The organism is Halolactibacillus sp. JCM 19043 (assembly GCF_001310395.1).
Lineage (GTDB): Bacteria > Bacillota > Bacilli > Bacillales > Amphibacillaceae > Halolactibacillus > Halolactibacillus miurensis.
In genome coordinates, this window is record NZ_BAXD01000001.1 from 97739 (window position 1) to 114376 (window position 16638).

The 16638-nt window shown below is 39.2% G+C and carries 19 protein-coding genes, 4 pseudogenes and 1 other annotated feature (1 of these 24 running past the window's edge); of the genes and pseudogenes, 21 read left to right on the plus strand and 2 right to left on the minus strand.

Annotated features, from left to right (window positions below):
- Nucleotides 1-154 (plus strand) — a binding site (T-box leader); it begins 54 nt to the left of the window's first position.
- Between the two features lie 90 nt (nucleotides 155-244).
- The 10 genes and pseudogenes from alaS to mtnN all read left to right on the plus strand — a co-directional run bounded on the left by alaS (nucleotide 245) and on the right by mtnN (nucleotide 9053).
- A pseudogene (gene alaS / locus JCM19043_RS00485) lies at nucleotides 245-2876 on the plus strand (alanine--tRNA ligase).
- Between the two features lie 88 nt (nucleotides 2877-2964).
- A complete protein-coding gene (locus tag JCM19043_RS00490) occupies nucleotides 2965-3231 on the plus strand; it encodes an IreB family regulatory phosphoprotein (protein ID WP_062319040.1) in 267 nt (88 codons plus the stop codon).
- Between the two features lies 1 nt (nucleotide 3232).
- Nucleotides 3233-3645 (plus strand): annotated as a pseudogene (gene ruvX, locus JCM19043_RS00495) (Holliday junction resolvase RuvX).
- Nucleotides 3646-3676: 31 nt separating this feature from the next.
- Nucleotides 3677-3958: a DUF1292 domain-containing protein gene (locus JCM19043_RS00500; RefSeq protein ID WP_062319041.1), complete on the plus strand. Its 282-nt coding sequence runs from the start codon at nucleotides 3677-3679 to the stop codon at nucleotides 3956-3958.
- Between the two features lie 209 nt (nucleotides 3959-4167).
- Nucleotides 4168-5364 carry an endolytic transglycosylase MltG gene (mltG, locus tag JCM19043_RS00505; protein ID WP_231631331.1) on the plus strand — a complete coding sequence of 399 codons (1197 nt, stop codon included), beginning with the start codon at nucleotides 4168-4170 and terminating at the stop codon, nucleotides 5362-5364.
- A 61-nt stretch (nucleotides 5365-5425) separates the two neighbouring features.
- Nucleotides 5426-6070 (plus strand): O-methyltransferase, encoded by a 645-nt coding sequence (locus tag JCM19043_RS00510; protein ID WP_062319044.1) that lies wholly within the window; start codon nucleotides 5426-5428, stop codon nucleotides 6068-6070.
- A gap of 40 nt (nucleotides 6071-6110) precedes the next feature.
- Nucleotides 6111-6752: a uridine kinase gene (gene udk, locus JCM19043_RS00515; protein ID WP_062319047.1), complete on the plus strand. Its 642-nt coding sequence runs from the start codon at nucleotides 6111-6113 to the stop codon at nucleotides 6750-6752.
- Nucleotides 6753-6916: 164 nt separating this feature from the next.
- Nucleotides 6917-7393, plus strand: a complete 477-nt coding sequence (gene greA, locus JCM19043_RS00520; RefSeq protein ID WP_062319049.1) for a transcription elongation factor GreA — start codon at nucleotides 6917-6919, stop codon at nucleotides 7391-7393.
- Between the two features lie 156 nt (nucleotides 7394-7549).
- Entirely contained in the window at nucleotides 7550-8341 is a 792-nt protein-coding gene (locus JCM19043_RS00525; protein ID WP_062319052.1) for a YrrS family protein, read from the plus strand.
- Nucleotides 8342-8360: 19 nt separating this feature from the next.
- Nucleotides 8361-9053, plus strand: a complete 693-nt coding sequence (mtnN, locus tag JCM19043_RS00530; RefSeq protein ID WP_062319054.1) for a 5'-methylthioadenosine/S-adenosylhomocysteine nucleosidase — start codon at nucleotides 8361-8363, stop codon at nucleotides 9051-9053.
- A 39-nt stretch (nucleotides 9054-9092) separates the two neighbouring features.
- Here the strand turns inward: mtnN and sigK are convergent, their stop codons facing one another.
- Both sigK and sda read right to left on the minus strand, forming a co-directional pair.
- Nucleotides 9093-9806 carry an RNA polymerase sporulation sigma factor SigK gene (gene sigK, locus JCM19043_RS00535; protein ID WP_231631332.1) on the minus strand — a complete coding sequence of 238 codons (714 nt, stop codon included), beginning with the start codon at nucleotides 9804-9806 and terminating at the stop codon, nucleotides 9093-9095.
- A 51-nt stretch (nucleotides 9807-9857) separates the two neighbouring features.
- On the minus strand, nucleotides 9858-10010 hold the full coding sequence (gene sda / locus JCM19043_RS15875) for a sporulation histidine kinase inhibitor Sda (protein WP_082394349.1): 153 nt from the start codon (nucleotides 10008-10010) through the stop codon (nucleotides 9858-9860).
- Nucleotides 10011-10311: 301 nt separating this feature from the next.
- Between sda and JCM19043_RS00540 the strand changes: the two genes are divergently transcribed.
- From JCM19043_RS00540 to JCM19043_RS00585, 11 genes and pseudogenes are all read left to right on the plus strand, one after another.
- Nucleotides 10312-10836 carry a YqeG family HAD IIIA-type phosphatase gene (locus JCM19043_RS00540; protein ID WP_062319058.1) on the plus strand — a complete coding sequence of 175 codons (525 nt, stop codon included), beginning with the start codon at nucleotides 10312-10314 and terminating at the stop codon, nucleotides 10834-10836.
- Entirely contained in the window at nucleotides 10815-11924 is a 1110-nt protein-coding gene (yqeH, locus tag JCM19043_RS00545) for a ribosome biogenesis GTPase YqeH (protein ID WP_062319060.1), read from the plus strand. The genes JCM19043_RS00540 and yqeH overlap by 22 nt, the downstream gene beginning before the upstream one ends.
- Before the next feature lie 12 nt (nucleotides 11925-11936).
- Entirely contained in the window at nucleotides 11937-12770 is an 834-nt protein-coding gene (gene aroE, locus JCM19043_RS00550) for a shikimate dehydrogenase (RefSeq protein ID WP_062319061.1), read from the plus strand.
- 17 nt (nucleotides 12771-12787) lie between these two features.
- Nucleotides 12788-13078, plus strand: coding sequence for a ribosome assembly RNA-binding protein YhbY (yhbY, locus tag JCM19043_RS00555; protein ID WP_062319062.1), 291 nt, complete (start codon nucleotides 12788-12790; stop codon nucleotides 13076-13078).
- Nucleotides 13079-13090: 12 nt separating this feature from the next.
- Entirely contained in the window at nucleotides 13091-13654 is a 564-nt protein-coding gene (locus tag JCM19043_RS00560) for a nicotinate-nucleotide adenylyltransferase (protein ID WP_062319063.1), read from the plus strand.
- Between the two features lie 78 nt (nucleotides 13655-13732).
- Nucleotides 13733-14209: pseudogene (yqeK, locus tag JCM19043_RS00565) on the plus strand (bis(5'-nucleosyl)-tetraphosphatase (symmetrical) YqeK); the annotation flags it as partial.
- A 32-nt stretch (nucleotides 14210-14241) separates the two neighbouring features.
- Nucleotides 14242-14598 carry a ribosome silencing factor gene (gene rsfS, locus JCM19043_RS00570; protein WP_062319064.1) on the plus strand — a complete coding sequence of 119 codons (357 nt, stop codon included), beginning with the start codon at nucleotides 14242-14244 and terminating at the stop codon, nucleotides 14596-14598.
- Nucleotides 14599-14600: 2 nt separating this feature from the next.
- On the plus strand, nucleotides 14601-15338 hold the full coding sequence (locus JCM19043_RS00575; RefSeq protein WP_062319065.1) for a class I SAM-dependent methyltransferase: 738 nt from the start codon (nucleotides 14601-14603) through the stop codon (nucleotides 15336-15338).
- Nucleotides 15339-15509: 171 nt separating this feature from the next.
- Nucleotides 15510-15650, plus strand: a complete 141-nt coding sequence (locus tag JCM19043_RS16210; RefSeq protein ID WP_156321306.1) for a hypothetical protein — start codon at nucleotides 15510-15512, stop codon at nucleotides 15648-15650.
- Nucleotides 15651-15658: 8 nt separating this feature from the next.
- Nucleotides 15659-16144 (plus strand): helix-hairpin-helix domain-containing protein, encoded by a 486-nt coding sequence (locus JCM19043_RS00580; protein ID WP_062319066.1) that lies wholly within the window; start codon nucleotides 15659-15661, stop codon nucleotides 16142-16144.
- Between the two features lie 27 nt (nucleotides 16145-16171).
- A pseudogene (locus tag JCM19043_RS00585) lies at nucleotides 16172-16632 on the plus strand (ComE operon protein 2).
- Nucleotides 16633-16638: the final 6 nt, after the last annotated feature.

Genomic DNA, 16638 nt, shown 5'->3' on the forward strand with positions numbered 1-16638 from the left:
CCTTAGGCTGTAAGGTGAGCGAAATGAAGAGGTATGGAAGCTCGTTTTGAGTGTAAATTAACCATTTACCGGTTGAATGCCGTTATCATTCACTAAAGGTGATAGCGTTAGCTATAATCAGGGTGGTACCGCGAAGATAACTCTCGTCCCTGCAAGATATTGCAGGGATGGGAGTTTTTATATTGCCTATCGTTAGCAATAAATGGCTGTATATAAGTAATGATTAATAAAGGAGCGAACACAGATGAAAGCATTAACCTCAAGTGAAGTAAGACAAATGTTTTTAGATTTCTTTGAATCAAAAGGCCACCGGATTGAACCGAGTGCCTCACTTATCCCACAAGAAGATCCAACGTTACTATGGATTAATTCCGGTGTAGCAACGTTAAAAAAATATTTTGATGGACGCGTCATGCCTGCTAATCCGCGTCTAGCGAACGCGCAAAAATCGATTCGAACAAACGATATTGAAAACGTTGCTACACGCCGCGTCACCATACGTTCTTTGAAATGTTAGGTAACTTTTCGATTGGTGATTATTTCAAAGAAGAAGCGATTGAGTATGCATGGGAATTTCTAACGAGTGATAAATGGATTGGTTTTGACCCAGAAAAATTTCAGTCACCGTGCATCCAGAAGATGATGAAGCGTTCCGCTACTGGAAGGATACCATTAAACTACCAGAAGAGCGGATTATTCGTTTAGAAGAAAATTTCTGGGATATCGGTGAAGGTCCAAGTGGACCTAACACGGAAATTTTTTATGACCGTGGGGAAGCTTATGGCAATGATTTAAATGATCCTGAACTTTACCCTGGCGGGGAAAATGATCGTTATTTAGAAATTTGGAATTTAGTGTTTTCTCAATACAACCATAATCCTGATGACACGTATACACCACTACCGAAGAAAAATATTGATACGGGGATGGGACTTGAACGAATGATTTGTGTCATCCAAGGGACGGAAACAAATTTCGAAACCGATTTATTCTTACCGATTATTAAAGAAGTAGAAAAGTTAACCACCGTTAATTATGGTGACAACAAAGAAACGGATACAGCCTTTAAAGTGATTAGTGATCATATTCGTACGGTTAGTTTTGCGGTCGGTGACGGTGCCTTACCTTCTAATGAAGGTCGTGGGTATGTGTTAAGACGGTTATTGAGACGCGCAGTTCGTTTTAGTAAGCAACTTGGCATCGATAAAGTTTTTATGGCGTCACTCGTTCCTACAGTGGCTTCTATTATGGAAGCCTTTTATCCAGAAGTAAAACAAAAACAAGACTTTATTATGAATGTGATTCAAACGGAAGAAGAACGCTTCCATGAAACATTACATGACGGCTTAGTTATTCTGTCTGACATTATTGACCAACAAACGAAGAGCAATGAAACGGTTGTGCCAGGTGAGTATGTCTTTAAGTTGTATGATACGTACGGTTTCCCGAAAGAATTAACGGAAGAATATGCGCATGAACAAGGTTTTACAATTGATGAAGCAGGCTTTTTAGTAGAGATGGAAAAACAAAAAGCACGCGCACGTAATGCGCGTCAAAAAGTGGATTCCATGCAAGTCCAAGACAGTGTCTTTAGTGAACTAACAAAAGACAGTACGTTTGTCGGTTATACAACCCACGAAATCACCACGACGGTTGTGGCGATGATTGAAAATCAAACCTTTGTCGATCAAGTCACCGGAGAGGAAGCGTTTGTGATTTTAGCTGAAACACCGTTTTATGCAGAAAGTGGCGGTCAACAGTCAGACTTAGGCGTGATTTATAATGATCACTTTAAAGCGACGGTTAAAGAAGTGAAAAAAGCACCGAAAGGGCAACACCTTCACCTGATCGAAATCACTGAAGGTGAGCTTCAATTAGATGAGACTGTAACGGCACAAATTGACCGTGAACGTCGATTATTGATTGAGAAAAATCATACCGCCACACACCTATTACATCAAGCATTAAAAGATGTCTTAGGTACGCACGTGAATCAAGCAGGGTCACTTGTTAGTGCTGATCGGTTGCGTTTTGACTTCTCGCATTTTAGTTCGGTATCATCTGAAGAGCTTCAAGCAATTGAAACAAAAGTGAATGAACAAGTCTGGGCCTCACTTCCGGTTGAGATTACCAACCGTTCAATTGAGGAAGCGAAACAAATGGGGGCAATGGCGCTCTTTGGTGAAAAATATGGTGACGTTGTACGAGTTGTTAAAGTCGGTGACTATAGCCTAGAGCTATGTGGAGGTTGCCATGTCACGAATACCGCAGAAATCGGACTATTTAAACTTGTGGCTGAATCTGGTATTGGTGCTGGTACACGCCGAATTGAAGCGGTGACGGCAAAAGGTGCTTATCAGTTTGTTAATAAACAAGAAGTGGCTTTAAAACAAGCAGGTGAAAAGTTAAAAGCACAGCCATTAAACGTGCCAGAAAAACTTGATCAACTGTTTCTAGATATGAAACAACTACAAAAAGAGAACGATGCCTACCAACAAAAATTATCGAGCTATGAAGCGAAGAATATTTTAGACAAAGTTGAACAAATTAATGACGTTGATTGTTTGATTGCACAAGTGAATGTCTCAGATATGAATCAACTCCGCTCAATGGTCGATGATTTAAAACAAAAACTACCGTCAGGTATTATTCTCTTAGCGGCCGTCAATGATGGAAAAGTACAATTTGCGAGTGGGGTTTCAAAAGATCTTGTTGAGAAAGGTTACCATGCAGGTAAGTTAATTAAACAAGCAGCGACCGTTTGCGGTGGCGGCGGTGGCGGTCGTCCAGATATGGCGCAAGCAGGTGGGAAAGAGCCTGAAAAAGTACAAGAGGCGTTACAAGAAGTAAAAACAATGATTTCTTCACTCGGATAACTTGTTAAATAGACCACATTAACGGTATAATGGTCGTAAGTAAGATTTACGTCATTTAGAAAACTTCAGTTAAGGACGAGGTGTTAGTATGGAGAATATGGATCAGACGATGAAATTTAATTTCTCAGAGGAGCCAGTTGAAACAAATGTCAAAGACGTCTTGTTAACTGTCTATCACGCATTAGAGGAAAAAGGTTATCACCCGATTAATCAAATTGTTGGTTATTTACTTTCAGGTGACCCGGCCTACATTCCGCGATATAAGGATGCGCGAAACCTTATTCGTCGCCTCGACCGTGATGAACTCATTGAAGTGTTAGTCAAAGATTTTATCGATCAACATAAAGAGGTATAATATGAAAAAAATGGGCTTAGATGTCGGCTCGAAAACAATCGGTGTTGCGGTAAGTGACATGTTTGGGTGGACAGCGCAAGGAATTAAGACGATTCGGTGGGATGAAGAAGACATAACATCAGCCGATGAAGAGTTAAAGCAAATAATTCAAGAACATGAGATTTCTGAAGTTGTGATTGGTTTGCCTAAACATATGAACAATGATATTGGGGACCGTGGTGAAAAGGCACTTCACTATCAAAAACATATAGAAGAGACGTTTCAACTGCCAACGGTGATGTGGATGAACGCTTATCAACAATGGCAGCCGAACGCGTGTTATTAGAAGCTGATGTCAGTCGCAAGAAGCGGAAAAAGGTCATTGATAAAATGGCGGCCGTGATGATTTTACAAGGTTACCTTGACTCAAAGTAACAATCAATGAATATAAAGGAGGTCAAAGAATATGGCTTTAATTGAAGAAGAACGCATTATCATTCCTGGAGAAAACGGTGAAGAAAATCTTTACGAGGTGATTTTCACTTTTGACATCGAGGAAAACAATCAATCATACGTCGCGGTTGTGCCAGTCGAGCAATCAGAGGATGAAGAACAAGAAGTCTTTGTCTTCCGTTATGAAGAAAAAGACAATCAAGATGATTTAATGTTATTCTCAATCGAATCAGATGAAGAATGGGATATTGTCGAAGAAACATTTAATACACTTGTAGACCAGATGGATCTATAATTAAAAACAAAGGTCAAAACATACAAAGTCGATTCGCTGACTTTGTATGTTTTTCGCTTTTGTTAGAAAAATGTAACATCACCCAATATCTTTGCGTCTTTAGTCATGAATACGTTAGAACAAACAACAGGCGCTAAAAGTAAATAAGAGAAAGCTGTGGAAAAATGCGTCGGGTTTTAGTATAATGTATCAGATGAGGAGGGACGCAGGTGACTGAAGATAACCAAAATAATTCAAAAGAAATAAACGAAGATAATCAAGATAATAATAGCGTCAAGCATACGTTTGAACAAACGAAGCAGAAAATGCATCATAACTTTTTAAATCGAGCAAAAGAAGCGAGTATAACGAGAAGAATCGTCGTTGTATCGATAGTTGTATTCATTATTCTGTTTGGTTTTGGTGGAAAGTTTGCCTATGATTATATTATGGACGGACTAAGTCCGGTTGATGAGTCAAGTATGGAGGAAGTACAAGTAACGATTCCTTTAGGTTCGTCATCATCGGCGATCGCGGAGATCTTAGAAGATAATGGTGTCATTAATAATGCGTTAATGTATCGTATTTACATTAAAGTTAATAACGTAACGGATTTTCAAGCAGGTGATTATACACTGTCACCAAGTATGACACTAGCTGAGGTTTCAAATGAATTGCAGTCTGGTCGTATCGTTGAAGAAGCGAAATTTTTTGTCACGATTCCAGAAGGTCGCACGATTGAAGAAATAGCGACGTTGCTTAGTAATAACGTGAATATTGATGAAGAGGCATTTTTAGATTTGATGACAGATGAGGCCTACATTCAATCATTGATTGAAAAGTATCCAAGTATTTTGTCGGAGACGATTTTAGATGATGATATTCGTTACCCGCTTGAAGGTTATTTATTTGCGGCAACGTATCCAATGTATGAAGATGAGCCGTCAATGGAAACGATTATTGAACAAATGCTTGATAAAACGGAAGATGTGTTACTCAATTACTTTGCGGAAATTGACGGATTAGAACAATTCTCTATCCATGAAATCTTTACCTTTAGCTCACTCGTAGAACGTGAAGCAAGAAATGAAGAAGAACGTCAAATGATTGCGGGTGTCTTTTATAACCGTTTAGAAGAAGGTATGAGACTTGAAACAGACCCGACCGTGCTTTATGCGCTAGGGGAACATAAAGATCGTGTGTTATTCTCTGATTTAGAAATTGATTCACCTTATAACACCTATCGTGTGTACGGACTTCCCGTTGGACCCATCTCAAACTTTGGTGAGAGTTCATTGGAAGCAGTGATTAATCCAAGCGACACAAATTATTTATACTTTGTCGCGGCGGATGGTGAGATTTATTACTCTGAAACGTTTGAAGAGCACCGCAGAAAAGCAAATGAATATTTAGATCGTGATATTTAAACAGCGAATCAGGGAAATGTGTTCCCTGATTTTCTCTGTGTATAAAGGAAGGTGATCACATATGGATGCACATGTTTTTGACTATATTAAACGATTAACCATACCATCGGTCTATCCGTTTAACGTCATGGAGCGTGAAGCTAAAGCGCAACATATTCCGATTATGGAACCTGATGGGATAGCTTTTTTAAAACAATTAATTCGCCTTCATCGACCGACGCGTATTTTAGAAATTGGTGCGGCAATTGGTTACTCAGCGCTACAGATGGCAAGTGTTCATGCCAATATTCGCGTCGTTACCGTAGAACGAGACGACGAACGCTTTAAAACAGCCGTAGAAAATATACACCAATATGACCAACATCAACAAGTAGAGATTTTGCATGGTGATGCGTTTGATTTAGCGGATCAGTTAAATAGTAAAGGACCGTACGATCTCGTGTTTATTGATGCGGCTAAGGGCCAATACCAACGTTTCTTTGAAACATTTACAACGAACCTGACGGACCAAGCGATGATTATTACAGATAACGTCTTATTCAAAGGGTATGTCTCAGATGCAAGTGTTGCGAGTAAACGCTTAGCTAAACTGTCTCAAAAAATTGATCGATATAATCAGTGGCTCACCCAACTTGAAGGGTTTACGACGGTTATTGTTCCTGTCGGGGACGGTGTGGCCATAACAACGCGACACATAAATGAATGAAAAAATGCGAGAAAAAATATCAATAAAGGGGTCTGGAAGTATGGAGAATGAACGTAGTAAACCGATTGTTATTGGGGTATCTGGAGGATCAGGTTCAGGTAAGACGTCGGTCACTCGGTCGATTTGTGACCGCTTCGAAGATAAGTCTGTCTTAGTCATTGAACAAGATTTTTATTATAAAGATCAATCACATTTACCATTTGAAGAACGCTTAAAAACAAACTATGATCATCCGTTTGCTTTTGATAACGATTTATTAGTAGAGCACTTACATCAGTTGCTTCATCATGAGGAAGTTAACAAACCTATTTATGATTTTAAACGTCATACACGTTCAAATGATACGATGCTTGTAGAGCCTAAAGACGTTATTATTTTAGAAGGTATTCTTGTGCTAGAGGATGAACGGTTAAGAGACTTAATGGATATTAAAGTTTTTGTTGATACTGATGCAGATTTACGTATTATTCGCCGGTTACTACGTGATATTAATGAACGTGGACGTACGATTGATTCGGTTATTGAACAGTACTTGTCGGTTGTAAGACCGATGCATTTACAGTTTACCGAACCGACCAAACGCTATGCAGATTTGATTATTCCAGAAGGTGGTGAAAACCATGTCGCAATTGATATTATGGCGACAAAGATTGAAACCATTTTGTCAAAACAACACAAATAATGCTGGGCGCTTTCAAAATTTATGAAAGAAATGTAAAAACCTATTGAAATATCAACGAGAATCCGTTAGTATGATTTTTAATAGTCTTTTGTTCATAATTGATAAAAGGCTAGCATAACGTTATAGAGACAAATATGTGAATGGTATTAAAAGGAGAGTTAGTCATGGCTACAGAAAAAAGTTATTATATGACCGAAGAAGGAAAAGAAAAGTTACAACGAGAATTAGAACACTTAAAAACCGTTCGACGTCCAGAAGTTGTTGAACGTATTAAAATTGCCCGTGATTTTGGGGACTTATCTGAGAACTCAGAGTATGATGCAGCAAAAGACGATCAAGCCTTTGTTGAGTCGCGTATTACCCAAGTAGAAACGATGATTCGTAACGCTGTTATCATTGAAAACGATGACAGTGACCAATCGACGGTTCAAATGGGACGGACGGTTACCTTTATCGAATTACCAGATGGTGACGAGGAAGAATATACCATTGTTGGTAGTGCAGAAGCTGATCCGTTTGAAGGTAAGATTTCAAATGATTCACCTATCGCCAAAAGTTTACTTGGCCGTGAAGTCGGTCAAGAAGTTAATGTGCCAACACCTGGTGGCGACATGCGTGTTCGTATCACTGAAGTAAAATAATAGAAAAGTAAGTGGCTTTCTCTTTCTTAAGTAAACAGTCATCAGATGCTGATTATGAAAGGTTTAGAAAGTCACTTTTTCTTTTGTTTTATAGCGCATACCTAAGAACTATTGTATACTAAGAGAATAGAATAATGATGAGGGAGGCTACATACGGTGGAAGATGATATTGTATTCAGCAGAACGAGACGTCTCAATAAGAAGCGTAAAAATAAGCGTTGGCTTGTTATTTTAATAGGCATTCTCGTTGTCTTTTTATTATCGGTCATTAGTGCGCCGATTATCTCACAAATCATGTTTAGTGAGGATGAAGCTACTGAGGAAACGACGGATAATCCTGTAGATGACCATACGGATGAAGAAGATCTTAATGACTTAGCGGAAGATGAACCAGTCGAAGATAACACCAATGACGAGACGGCAGCGGATGAGGTCACTGGTGAGGATGAAACTGATACAGAAGACCGAGACGCATCAGATAGCGAGACAACGGATGCACCTAAAAATCCAGATGATTATGACTTAACTTTTGTTGAGTCAACAGAAGACAATGTGCTTTCAAGTTATCAAGCGGATTGGGATGCGGTACCAACAACGCAAGCCGAACCTCATACCATCAGTTTTGAACAAGAGACAAAAGACTGGGAAGAAATGTTACAAGCGGCCACACTGGCGACAGGGATAGAGTCTGAGGCGATGCAGTACTTGTGGGTGAGTGGTAATGGCCCGAATAAAGTGTCGGCTACCTTTACGGACCGTGCCACACAGGAACATTTTCGCGTGTTGATTGAATGGGTAGAAAGTGAAGGCTATACACCGACACGTGTTGATTTACTAATAGAACATGATCAAATGTCACGCTTTTCTAGCCAGCCCGAGTCACAGAACGATGAGCAAGCAAATGATGCGTCTGAATCAAGTGATTCAGCTGAGAACAATTTAGAATGATAGTTAGGAGAACGAATGAATGATAGGAATTATTGGTGCTATGGATGAAGAAGTACGTTTATTAAAAGAACATATGACAATAACGGAGGAAGTTCAAGTGGCTAACTGTGATTTCACTGTCGGTAAGTTAATGGACGTTCCGATTGTTTTGTTGAAATCAGGTATTGGGAAAGTCAATGCTGCACTAGCGACGACGATTTTATTAGAGCGTTTTGATATTAAGGCTGTCATCAATACTGGTTCTGCCGGTGGATTAGATACAACATTATCGGTCGGAGATATCGTTATTGGTCGAGAAGTCGTTCATCATGATGTTGATGTTCGGGCCTTTGATTATGACTATGGTCAAGTACCGGGTATGCCAAAGCGTTACCTTGCTGATCATCTGCTTATTGATGCGGTTGAACAAGCCATTGAAGAAAGAAACGAGGTGCATTCAAAACAAGGTCTGATTGCGACAGGGGATAGCTTTATGCAACATGCCGATCAGGTAAATGGCGTATTAGAGCATTTACCTGACACAATGGCTGTTGAAATGGAAGCCGCGGCAATAGCTCAAGTTTGTTATCAATATGAAGTGCCGTGTGTTGTTATTCGCTCATTATCAGATATTGCTGGAAAAGCATCCAATGTTTCGTTTGATCAATATCTTGACCAAGCAGCAAAACATGCGGCTGAATTGATTATGCGCGTCGTTACCAAAATAGCTTAGTAAACATGCCGTGTGAAAGCAGGTGCTTTTACATGGCATTTAATCTGTTTGTTTAGCTTCAATGTCTTGTTGATAGGCTTTGAATAACTTGAATAACGCGCGTTTTTCGATACGTGACACATAACTTCTGGAGATGTTTAACGTTTTTGCGATGTTTTTCTGAGTTTGTTCAGTATGGTTACCTAAACCAAAGCGAAGCATCAGTACTTTTTTCTCACGGTCATCAAGTAGCGGGAAGTATTTTTTAATTTTTACGAGGTCATTATTTTGCTGGAGCTGTTCATCTAGATCAACTGTAGGAGAAGTTAATACGTCGAGTAACGCTATCGCATGACCATCTTTATCATGCCCAATCGGTTCTTCTAACGACGTTTCTTTCGATCGTTTCTTTTGTTGTCTGAAGTGCATTAAAATTTCATTTTCAATACAGCGGGCAGCGTAAGTCGCAAGTTTTGTTCCTTTATTGGGGTGGAATGTATCAATGGCTTTTATTAAACCGATAATCCCAATTGAAATAAGGTCATCCTGATTGGTCTGTTTTTTTTCGTATTTTTTTACAAGATGGGCGACTAAACGTAGATTATGTTCAATGAGTTTATCACGTGCTTGGTCATCACCTGCGAGTAATTGATCAATAAACATCGCTTCCTCGTCTTTTGTTAACGGTTGAGGGAACGTTTGATGTTTGACGTAAGTGACAAATAAGAAGCTATTGTTCAAAAGGAAGTGAAGAAGAAAAAACCAAGTTGACAATGCAATCACCACCATTTTCGTTATAATATAACGTATGACAAAAAGGTGGAATTATGCAGAAGGTTTTTCTTCTGGAAGAATCAGTCGACGCTTTTTAATTTCCTGATGTAGTAAGAGGATAAACCGTCTGTCTAAAGAGAGTTCTGATGCTTTTTTTAGTGTGTTTAACAGTTGTTCATTTGATAATCGATGCATGTGTTTCATGCCTTTCTATATAGGATACTCATACTCTATCAAATCGGCTTTATTTTGACAAGAAACGTAAAAATGTTGAAAACTTGTAGATAAGTTGTGGGTAAATACGTCGAATGCCGAAAAAAGATGAAGATAAGAGCGTTTATGAGTGGGTAAACTGTTGATAAAGTTATCCACAATGAAAAAAAGAAAGAGATTTGTCGAACGGTTTTTGTCATGTTATGATAAAATAATGTCAGTTTAAATAAAATGCGGATAAATGATTGAGGATATAAAATAAATAAGTCAATGAAAATATTGAGGTGAGACTGTGTTAAGAAAATTTTTACCCGATCAACATGTAGCAGATATTTTTGAAATTACGCCTGAAACGTTAAAAGAAAAAAATATTAAAGGGATCATTACGGATTTAGATAATACACTCGTTGCTTGGAACGAACCAAATGCAACGGTAGCGATTAAAGAATGGTTTAATCAAATGGCGAGTAACGGTATCAAAGTGAGTGTCGTTTCCAATAATGATAGAAAAAGAGTCAAGCATTTTACAACCCCATTGAATCGACCGTATATTCATCGGGCAAATAAACCGTTAAAAGGGGCTTTTCGTAAGTCATTAAAAGAAATGCAGTTAAAAAAGGAAGAAGTTGTCGTTGTTGGTGATCAAATTATGACCGATATTTTCGGTGGTAATCGCGCAGGTTTTCACACGATTTTGGTCGTCCCTATTCTTCAAACAGATGATAAAGCGACCAAGTTTAACCGCAAGATTGAACGGTTTATTTTAAATAAATTAGAGAAAAGGGGTTGGATTGAATGGCAAGGGAAGAAAAATTAACCTGTCAAGGTTGTGGTGTAGCGATCCAAACAGAAAATAAGGACAAACCAGGTTTTGTCCCATCGTCCGCGTTAGAAAATGAGGAAATCATTTGTCAGCGGTGCTTTAGATTAAAGCACTATAACGACGTGCAAGATGTTGGTTACTCAGATGGTGACTTTTTAAAGATGATCAGTCAGATTGCTGATACGAAGAGTTTAGTCGTCAAGATTGTGGATGTGTTTGATTTTAATGGGAGCTTCATTAAAAGTTTACACCGACTCACCGGTAACAACCCGATTATTCTTGTTGGCAATAAAATTGATTTATTGCCAAAATCAACGAATTTAAATCGGTTAAAGCAATGGATGAAGAAATCAGCTAAGGATTATGGTTTAACCGTCCAAGATGTCTTTTTAGTTTCATCAAAAACGGGTAAAGGTTTCGATGAGGTTAAAGCGAATATGAATGCTTATAGACAAGGGAAAGATGTCTATGTGGTAGGTTGTACAAATGTTGGTAAGTCAACGTTTATTAACTACTTAATTAACGAGTCTACCGGTACAAAAGAGGCGATTACGACGTCTTATTTCCCAGGGACCACGTTAGGTTTTATTGATATTCCGTTAGACCATAACGCCAGTCTTTATGACACACCAGGTGTAATTAACCGTCAACAATTGACACACTATTTATCGAAACAAGATATTAAGACGATTACGCCAACAAAAGAAATTAAGCCACGTGTGTATCAAATCAATGATAAGCAAACATTATTTGTGGGCGGATTAATTCGGATTGACTTTATCAAAGGAGAACGCCAACCATTTGTGTTATACTTTGCTAATGCTCTTGATATCCACCGGACGAAGTTAGAAAAAGCCGATCAACTGTATGTCGACCACCTCGGGGGTATGTTACAACCGCCAAGTGAAAGTTCCAAAGCTGAATATCCACCACTACAAGAGCGGACCTTTAAAGTGTCTGGTGAAAAAACAGACATTGTCCTTCCAGGTTTAGGATGGATTACCCTCTCCGGTGAGCCAGCGACCATTGCTGTTTCTTCACCAAGTGATGTCCCAGTCAGTGTCCGTTCAGCTATTATTTAAGTGGGTGATATGATGCGACTTTTTTTAATTGGCTATCCGCTCGGTCACTCTATGTCTCCGTTTATACACGGTTTGTTTCTCAATCAAATAGAGAGAAAAGGAACGTATGAATTGAAGGAATTATCACCAGATCATTTTGATGAACACATCACAATCTTAAAGCAATCGAATTTTGATGGTTTTAATATTACGATTCCTTATAAGGTCGATATTCTTCCATTTTTAGATGCGATTGACCCACAAGCAAAAGCCATCGGTGCTGTTAATACCGTAGTGATTCAAGACGGTCATTGGACAGGTTATAATACCGATGGTCAAGGCTATGTGCAATCATTAAAGTATCACTACCCTCATCTTTTTCATGCATCGAGCCGCTTATTAATTTTAGGTGCAGGTGGGGCAAGTCGTGGGATTGTGCATGCATTAAATGATCAATGCTGTGCGTCGATTACCATTAGTAATCGAACAGTAGAAAAAGCTGCGGCGATTATTGAGTCTTTACCAAAGAAAAAAACGTATCACGCCATCAGCTTTAGTGAAGCTGAAGCGACACTCGACCAATTTGATGCGATTATTAACACAACGTCATTAGGAATGGAGCCCCATGTGAAGACGCAAGCGATCCATTTAGACCGGATAAAACAAGGAGCCGTTGTAAGTGATATTGTGTACAAACCGTTTAATACCGCCTTACTAACCGAAGCAAAATTAAAAGGTGCCCATATCCATCATGGTCATGAAATGCTTGTCTACCAGGCGGCTTTAGCCTTTAAGTTATGGACAGGACATGATGTGGATGTACGCCCGGTAATTCAGGCGTTTGAAGAGAAATTAAAACAATCATAATGAAAAGAGGAAATCCGATGTTAACAGGGAAACAAAAACGATTTTTACGTTCACAAGCGCATCATTTACGTCCGATTTTTCAAGTAGGAAAAGACGGCGTTAATGAGAATATGATTACAACAATCAACGAAGCGCTAGAAAAACGAGAATTAATAAAAGTAGCCGTCTTACAAAATTGCTTAGAAGAGACGGATGATGTAGCAGTAGCATTAGTTGAAGGTACTGAGAGTGAACTTGTCCAAGTCATTGGTCATACAATTGTGCTATATAAACCTTCAGTAGAAAATAAAACGATTCAATTACCTTAAGGGATTGATACGATGAAGAAAATTGGTTTACTCGGTGGTACGTTTGACCCACCTCATATTGGCCACATGATCATTGCTGATGATTGTTTTCATGCGTTAGAGCTAGATGAGGTATGGTTTATCCCATCACAAATTCCACCGCATAAAAATAAAGCGAATGTCTCAAGTGACAAACGATTAGACATGGTAACCCGTGCCACCTGTCATCACCCGCACTTTAAAGTGAAGGATTTTGAACTCACTAGACAAGGGCGATCATATACGATTGATACGATGACGATGATTAATGCGGCCTATCCCGATTGTATCTTTTATTTTATTATTGGTGCTGATATGGTAGAATATTTGCCGCACTGGCAGGCAATTGATGAACTTGTAGAAGTCGTTCAGTTTGTCGGTATAAAAAGACCAGGATACACGCTAGAGACACCGTATCCAGTCAAGTTTGTTGATAGTCTTGAAATGGACGTTTCTTCGTCTATTATTAGGGAAAGAATGAAGACAAATCGACCGTGTAAATATTTGATGCTACCAGCTGTGTATCAGTATATAAAGGAGCACAAGTTATATGAATAAACAACAGGCGCTTAGCTCGTAAAACCACATTTAACAGAGACCCGCTATCTTCATACAGAGCGTGTCGTTGAAACGGCTCTTGCGTTGGCCGCACGGTTTCATGTTGATCCAGAAAAAGCGATGCTTGCGAGTGCTTTTCATGATTATTGTAAATATCGGTCGTTAGATGAAATGAGACAACTGATTGAAGACAGCGACCAGTTACCACTACATTTATTAGATTTTCACCATGAATTGTGGCACGGGCCGGTGGCGTCTATTTTAGTAGAGACTGAATTAGGTATTAAAGATAGGGCGATACAATCAGCGATTTATTGGCATACAACCGGTCATGCCAACATGACAGATTTAGAAAAAATCGTCTATTTAGCTGACTATATTGAACCAGGTCGGGTCATTCCTGGGATTGAACACGTCAGACGGGTAGCTAATTATGACTTAGACCAAGCGGTATTTTTAGCTTGTAAAAATTCCATCGGTTTTCTCGTCAGCAAGTCACGTAAGGTTTACCCAGAAACATTAAATTTATATAATGACTTAGTCGGTACGATATAAGAATGAATGAAATTATATTAGGAGGGGTTTTATTGGATAGTCGAACTTTATTAGAACTAGCAGCAACAGCAGCTGATGATAAACGCGCGGAAGATATTATTGGATTGGATATGAGAGAATTAACATCGGTCGCTGATTATTATCTCATTTGTGATGGGTCAAATGAACGTCAAGTTCAAGCTATTGCGCGTGAAATAAAAGATCAAGCCGAAAAAAGTGGCATCAACGTTAAACGACTCGAAGGTTTTGATAAGGCACGTTGGATTCTCGTTGATTTAGGCGATGTTGTCTGTCATGTATTTCATCAGGAAGAACGTAATTACTACAATTTAGAGCGCCTTTGGGGAGATGCACCTGTCCTTATGTTAGCATCCAATCATGAGGCGTAACGATGTCTTACCAACATTTAGCTGCGCTTTATGACGAATTAATGCAAGATGCCCCGTATGACGAATGGGTATCGTTTACGGAAAAAATGCTTGAAACACCAGTCACAGCGATTTTAGATGTCGGTTGTGGCACGGGCCAAATTACCCGTCGGTTAAGTCAAAAAGGTTACCAGATGACGGGTGTTGATTTATCTGAGGAGATGCTGATTGAAGCGGCTAATGATCCAAGTGTTGAAACGAGTCACATTCAGTGGATAAAACAAGACATGAGGGAATTGGCAGGGTTTAATGATCAAGCGCTGATTGTGAGCTATTGTGATGTCTTAAACTATATCACGGAAAAAGAGGATGTCTTAAAAGCGTTTCGAGCGATTCATCAAAGTCTCGCCAGAGATGGGCAATTTATGTTTGATGTCCATAGCTTAGCACATGTTCAGTCGATGAGTGATCACATCTATTCAGAAGTCCAAGATGATTACAGTTACATTTGGTTTTGTGACCGTGGTCAGGCTGAGGGTGAGATGTTTCATGACATGACATTCTTTATTAAAGAAGGCCATTGTTATCAGCGTTATGATGAAAGTCATCATCAAAGAACATACAGTATGGCGACTTATACCGATTTGTTAAAACAAGCGGGATTTAATGACGTTCGCGTGTATAAAGATTTTGAGACAGATCCCATCACATTGGCTGATGAACATCACAGTGAACGACTCTTTTTTATTGCGAAAAAATAATGGGCAGGCTGTAGACACTCATTTTTGACAGAAAGGCGAGTGAAATTTAATTTCATTCGCCTTTCTGTTTTTATATTCGCATTTACGAGATCTATCCCCCTCTTTTGACGAACAATGAAATATGTTATAAGTAAAGAGATCATATCGAAAGGTTGTTGAAAAGGGAGAGAGATGGGACGTATAAATGACTATAAATGGGTAATCGCCCTTGTGATCTTACTATTATTTGGTACAATCCTTATTTTGACTAAAAAAGAACAGGCGCTAATCGAAACCCCGCTCGAGACAGAAGAGACAAGTGAGGACTCATAGAACACATGATGGCGGATGCTGAAACAGAGGCAACGGAAAATAGTGTAGCGTCTAAACAAGCTGGAAGCTTTATGTATGTTGACGTTAAAGGTGAAGTGTATCAACCGGGTGTCTATCGTGTAACGGAGGGGATGCGCATTCTTGATGTTATTGAAGATGCGGGTGGCTTTTCGAATGATGCTGATGTTAATCAAGTGAATTTAGCGATGAAAGTATACGATGAAATGGTCATTTATGTGCCGCATGAAAATGAGGTGGAAGAAGGAGAGAAGTTGGACCTCTACCCGGGTCAGAATCATGATAAAATAAGAATCAATGAGGCGACAATAGATGAGCTGATTTCTTTACCGGGCATTGGGGAGAAAAAGGCAGAAGCGATTCTTCAATACATCGAGTCCAATGGACCGTTTCAATCACCGGATGACCTAACAGAAGTTGAGGGAATAGGTGAGAAGACAGTGGCTAATTTTTCGGATCACATTCAAGTGCCTTAAGGCACAAATAAGAAAGGAAGGGATTATATGGAGAGAATTTCTTGGCACCAATATTTTATGGCGCAGACGCACTTGATTGCGCTGAGAAGTACCTGTGAGCGATTGACGGTTGGAGCGACGATTGTTAGAGATAAACGAATAATTGCCGGTGGTATAATGGCAGTGTGTCTGGTAGTGCTCATTGCATTGATGATGGTTGTTATGTCATTGATAACCATTGTGTGAGAACCGTACATGCGGAAATGAATGCTGTTTTACAATGTGCTAAATTTGGCGTACCGACAGATGGATCAGAAATATATGTCACACATTTCCCGTGTTTGCAGTGTACGAAATCCATTATTCAGGCAGGGATTAAAAAGGTATACTATGCGAAAGATTATAAAAATCATCCGTATGCGATAGAATTATTTGGTGAAGCTGGAGTTGAGACGGAGAAAATCCCGCTTGACGACGAAGCTCTTCAACTGGTACATACACTTGAGTAGTCAGAG

Excerpts from the sequence above, each read along its gene's own strand:
- JCM19043_RS00490 (WP_062319040.1), top strand. The coding sequence starts at position 2,965 with ATGGAGAATATGGATCAGACGATGAAATTTAATTTCTCAGAGGAGCCA.
- JCM19043_RS00500 (WP_062319041.1), top strand. The coding sequence starts at position 3,677 with ATGGCTTTAATTGAAGAAGAACGCATTATCATTCCTGGAGAAAACGGT.
- JCM19043_RS00510 (WP_062319044.1), top strand. The coding sequence starts at position 5,426 with ATGGATGCACATGTTTTTGACTATATTAAACGATTAACCATACCATCG.
- udk (WP_062319047.1), top strand. The coding sequence starts at position 6,111 with ATGGAGAATGAACGTAGTAAACCGATTGTTATTGGGGTATCTGGAGGA.
- greA (WP_062319049.1), top strand. The coding sequence starts at position 6,917 with ATGGCTACAGAAAAAAGTTATTATATGACCGAAGAAGGAAAAGAAAAG.
- mtnN (WP_062319054.1), top strand. The coding sequence starts at position 8,361 with ATGATAGGAATTATTGGTGCTATGGATGAAGAAGTACGTTTATTAAAA.
- sda (WP_082394349.1), bottom strand. The coding sequence starts at position 10,010 with ATGAAACACATGCATCGATTATCAAATGAACAACTGTTAAACACACTA.
- yqeH (WP_062319060.1), top strand. The coding sequence starts at position 10,815 with ATGGCAAGGGAAGAAAAATTAACCTGTCAAGGTTGTGGTGTAGCGATC.
- aroE (WP_062319061.1), top strand. The coding sequence starts at position 11,937 with ATGCGACTTTTTTTAATTGGCTATCCGCTCGGTCACTCTATGTCTCCG.
- yhbY (WP_062319062.1), top strand. The coding sequence starts at position 12,788 with ATGTTAACAGGGAAACAAAAACGATTTTTACGTTCACAAGCGCATCAT.
- JCM19043_RS00560 (WP_062319063.1), top strand. The coding sequence starts at position 13,091 with ATGAAGAAAATTGGTTTACTCGGTGGTACGTTTGACCCACCTCATATT.
- JCM19043_RS00575 (WP_062319065.1), top strand. The coding sequence starts at position 14,601 with ATGTCTTACCAACATTTAGCTGCGCTTTATGACGAATTAATGCAAGAT.
- JCM19043_RS16210 (WP_156321306.1), top strand. The coding sequence starts at position 15,510 with ATGGGACGTATAAATGACTATAAATGGGTAATCGCCCTTGTGATCTTA.
- JCM19043_RS00580 (WP_062319066.1), top strand. The coding sequence starts at position 15,659 with ATGGCGGATGCTGAAACAGAGGCAACGGAAAATAGTGTAGCGTCTAAA.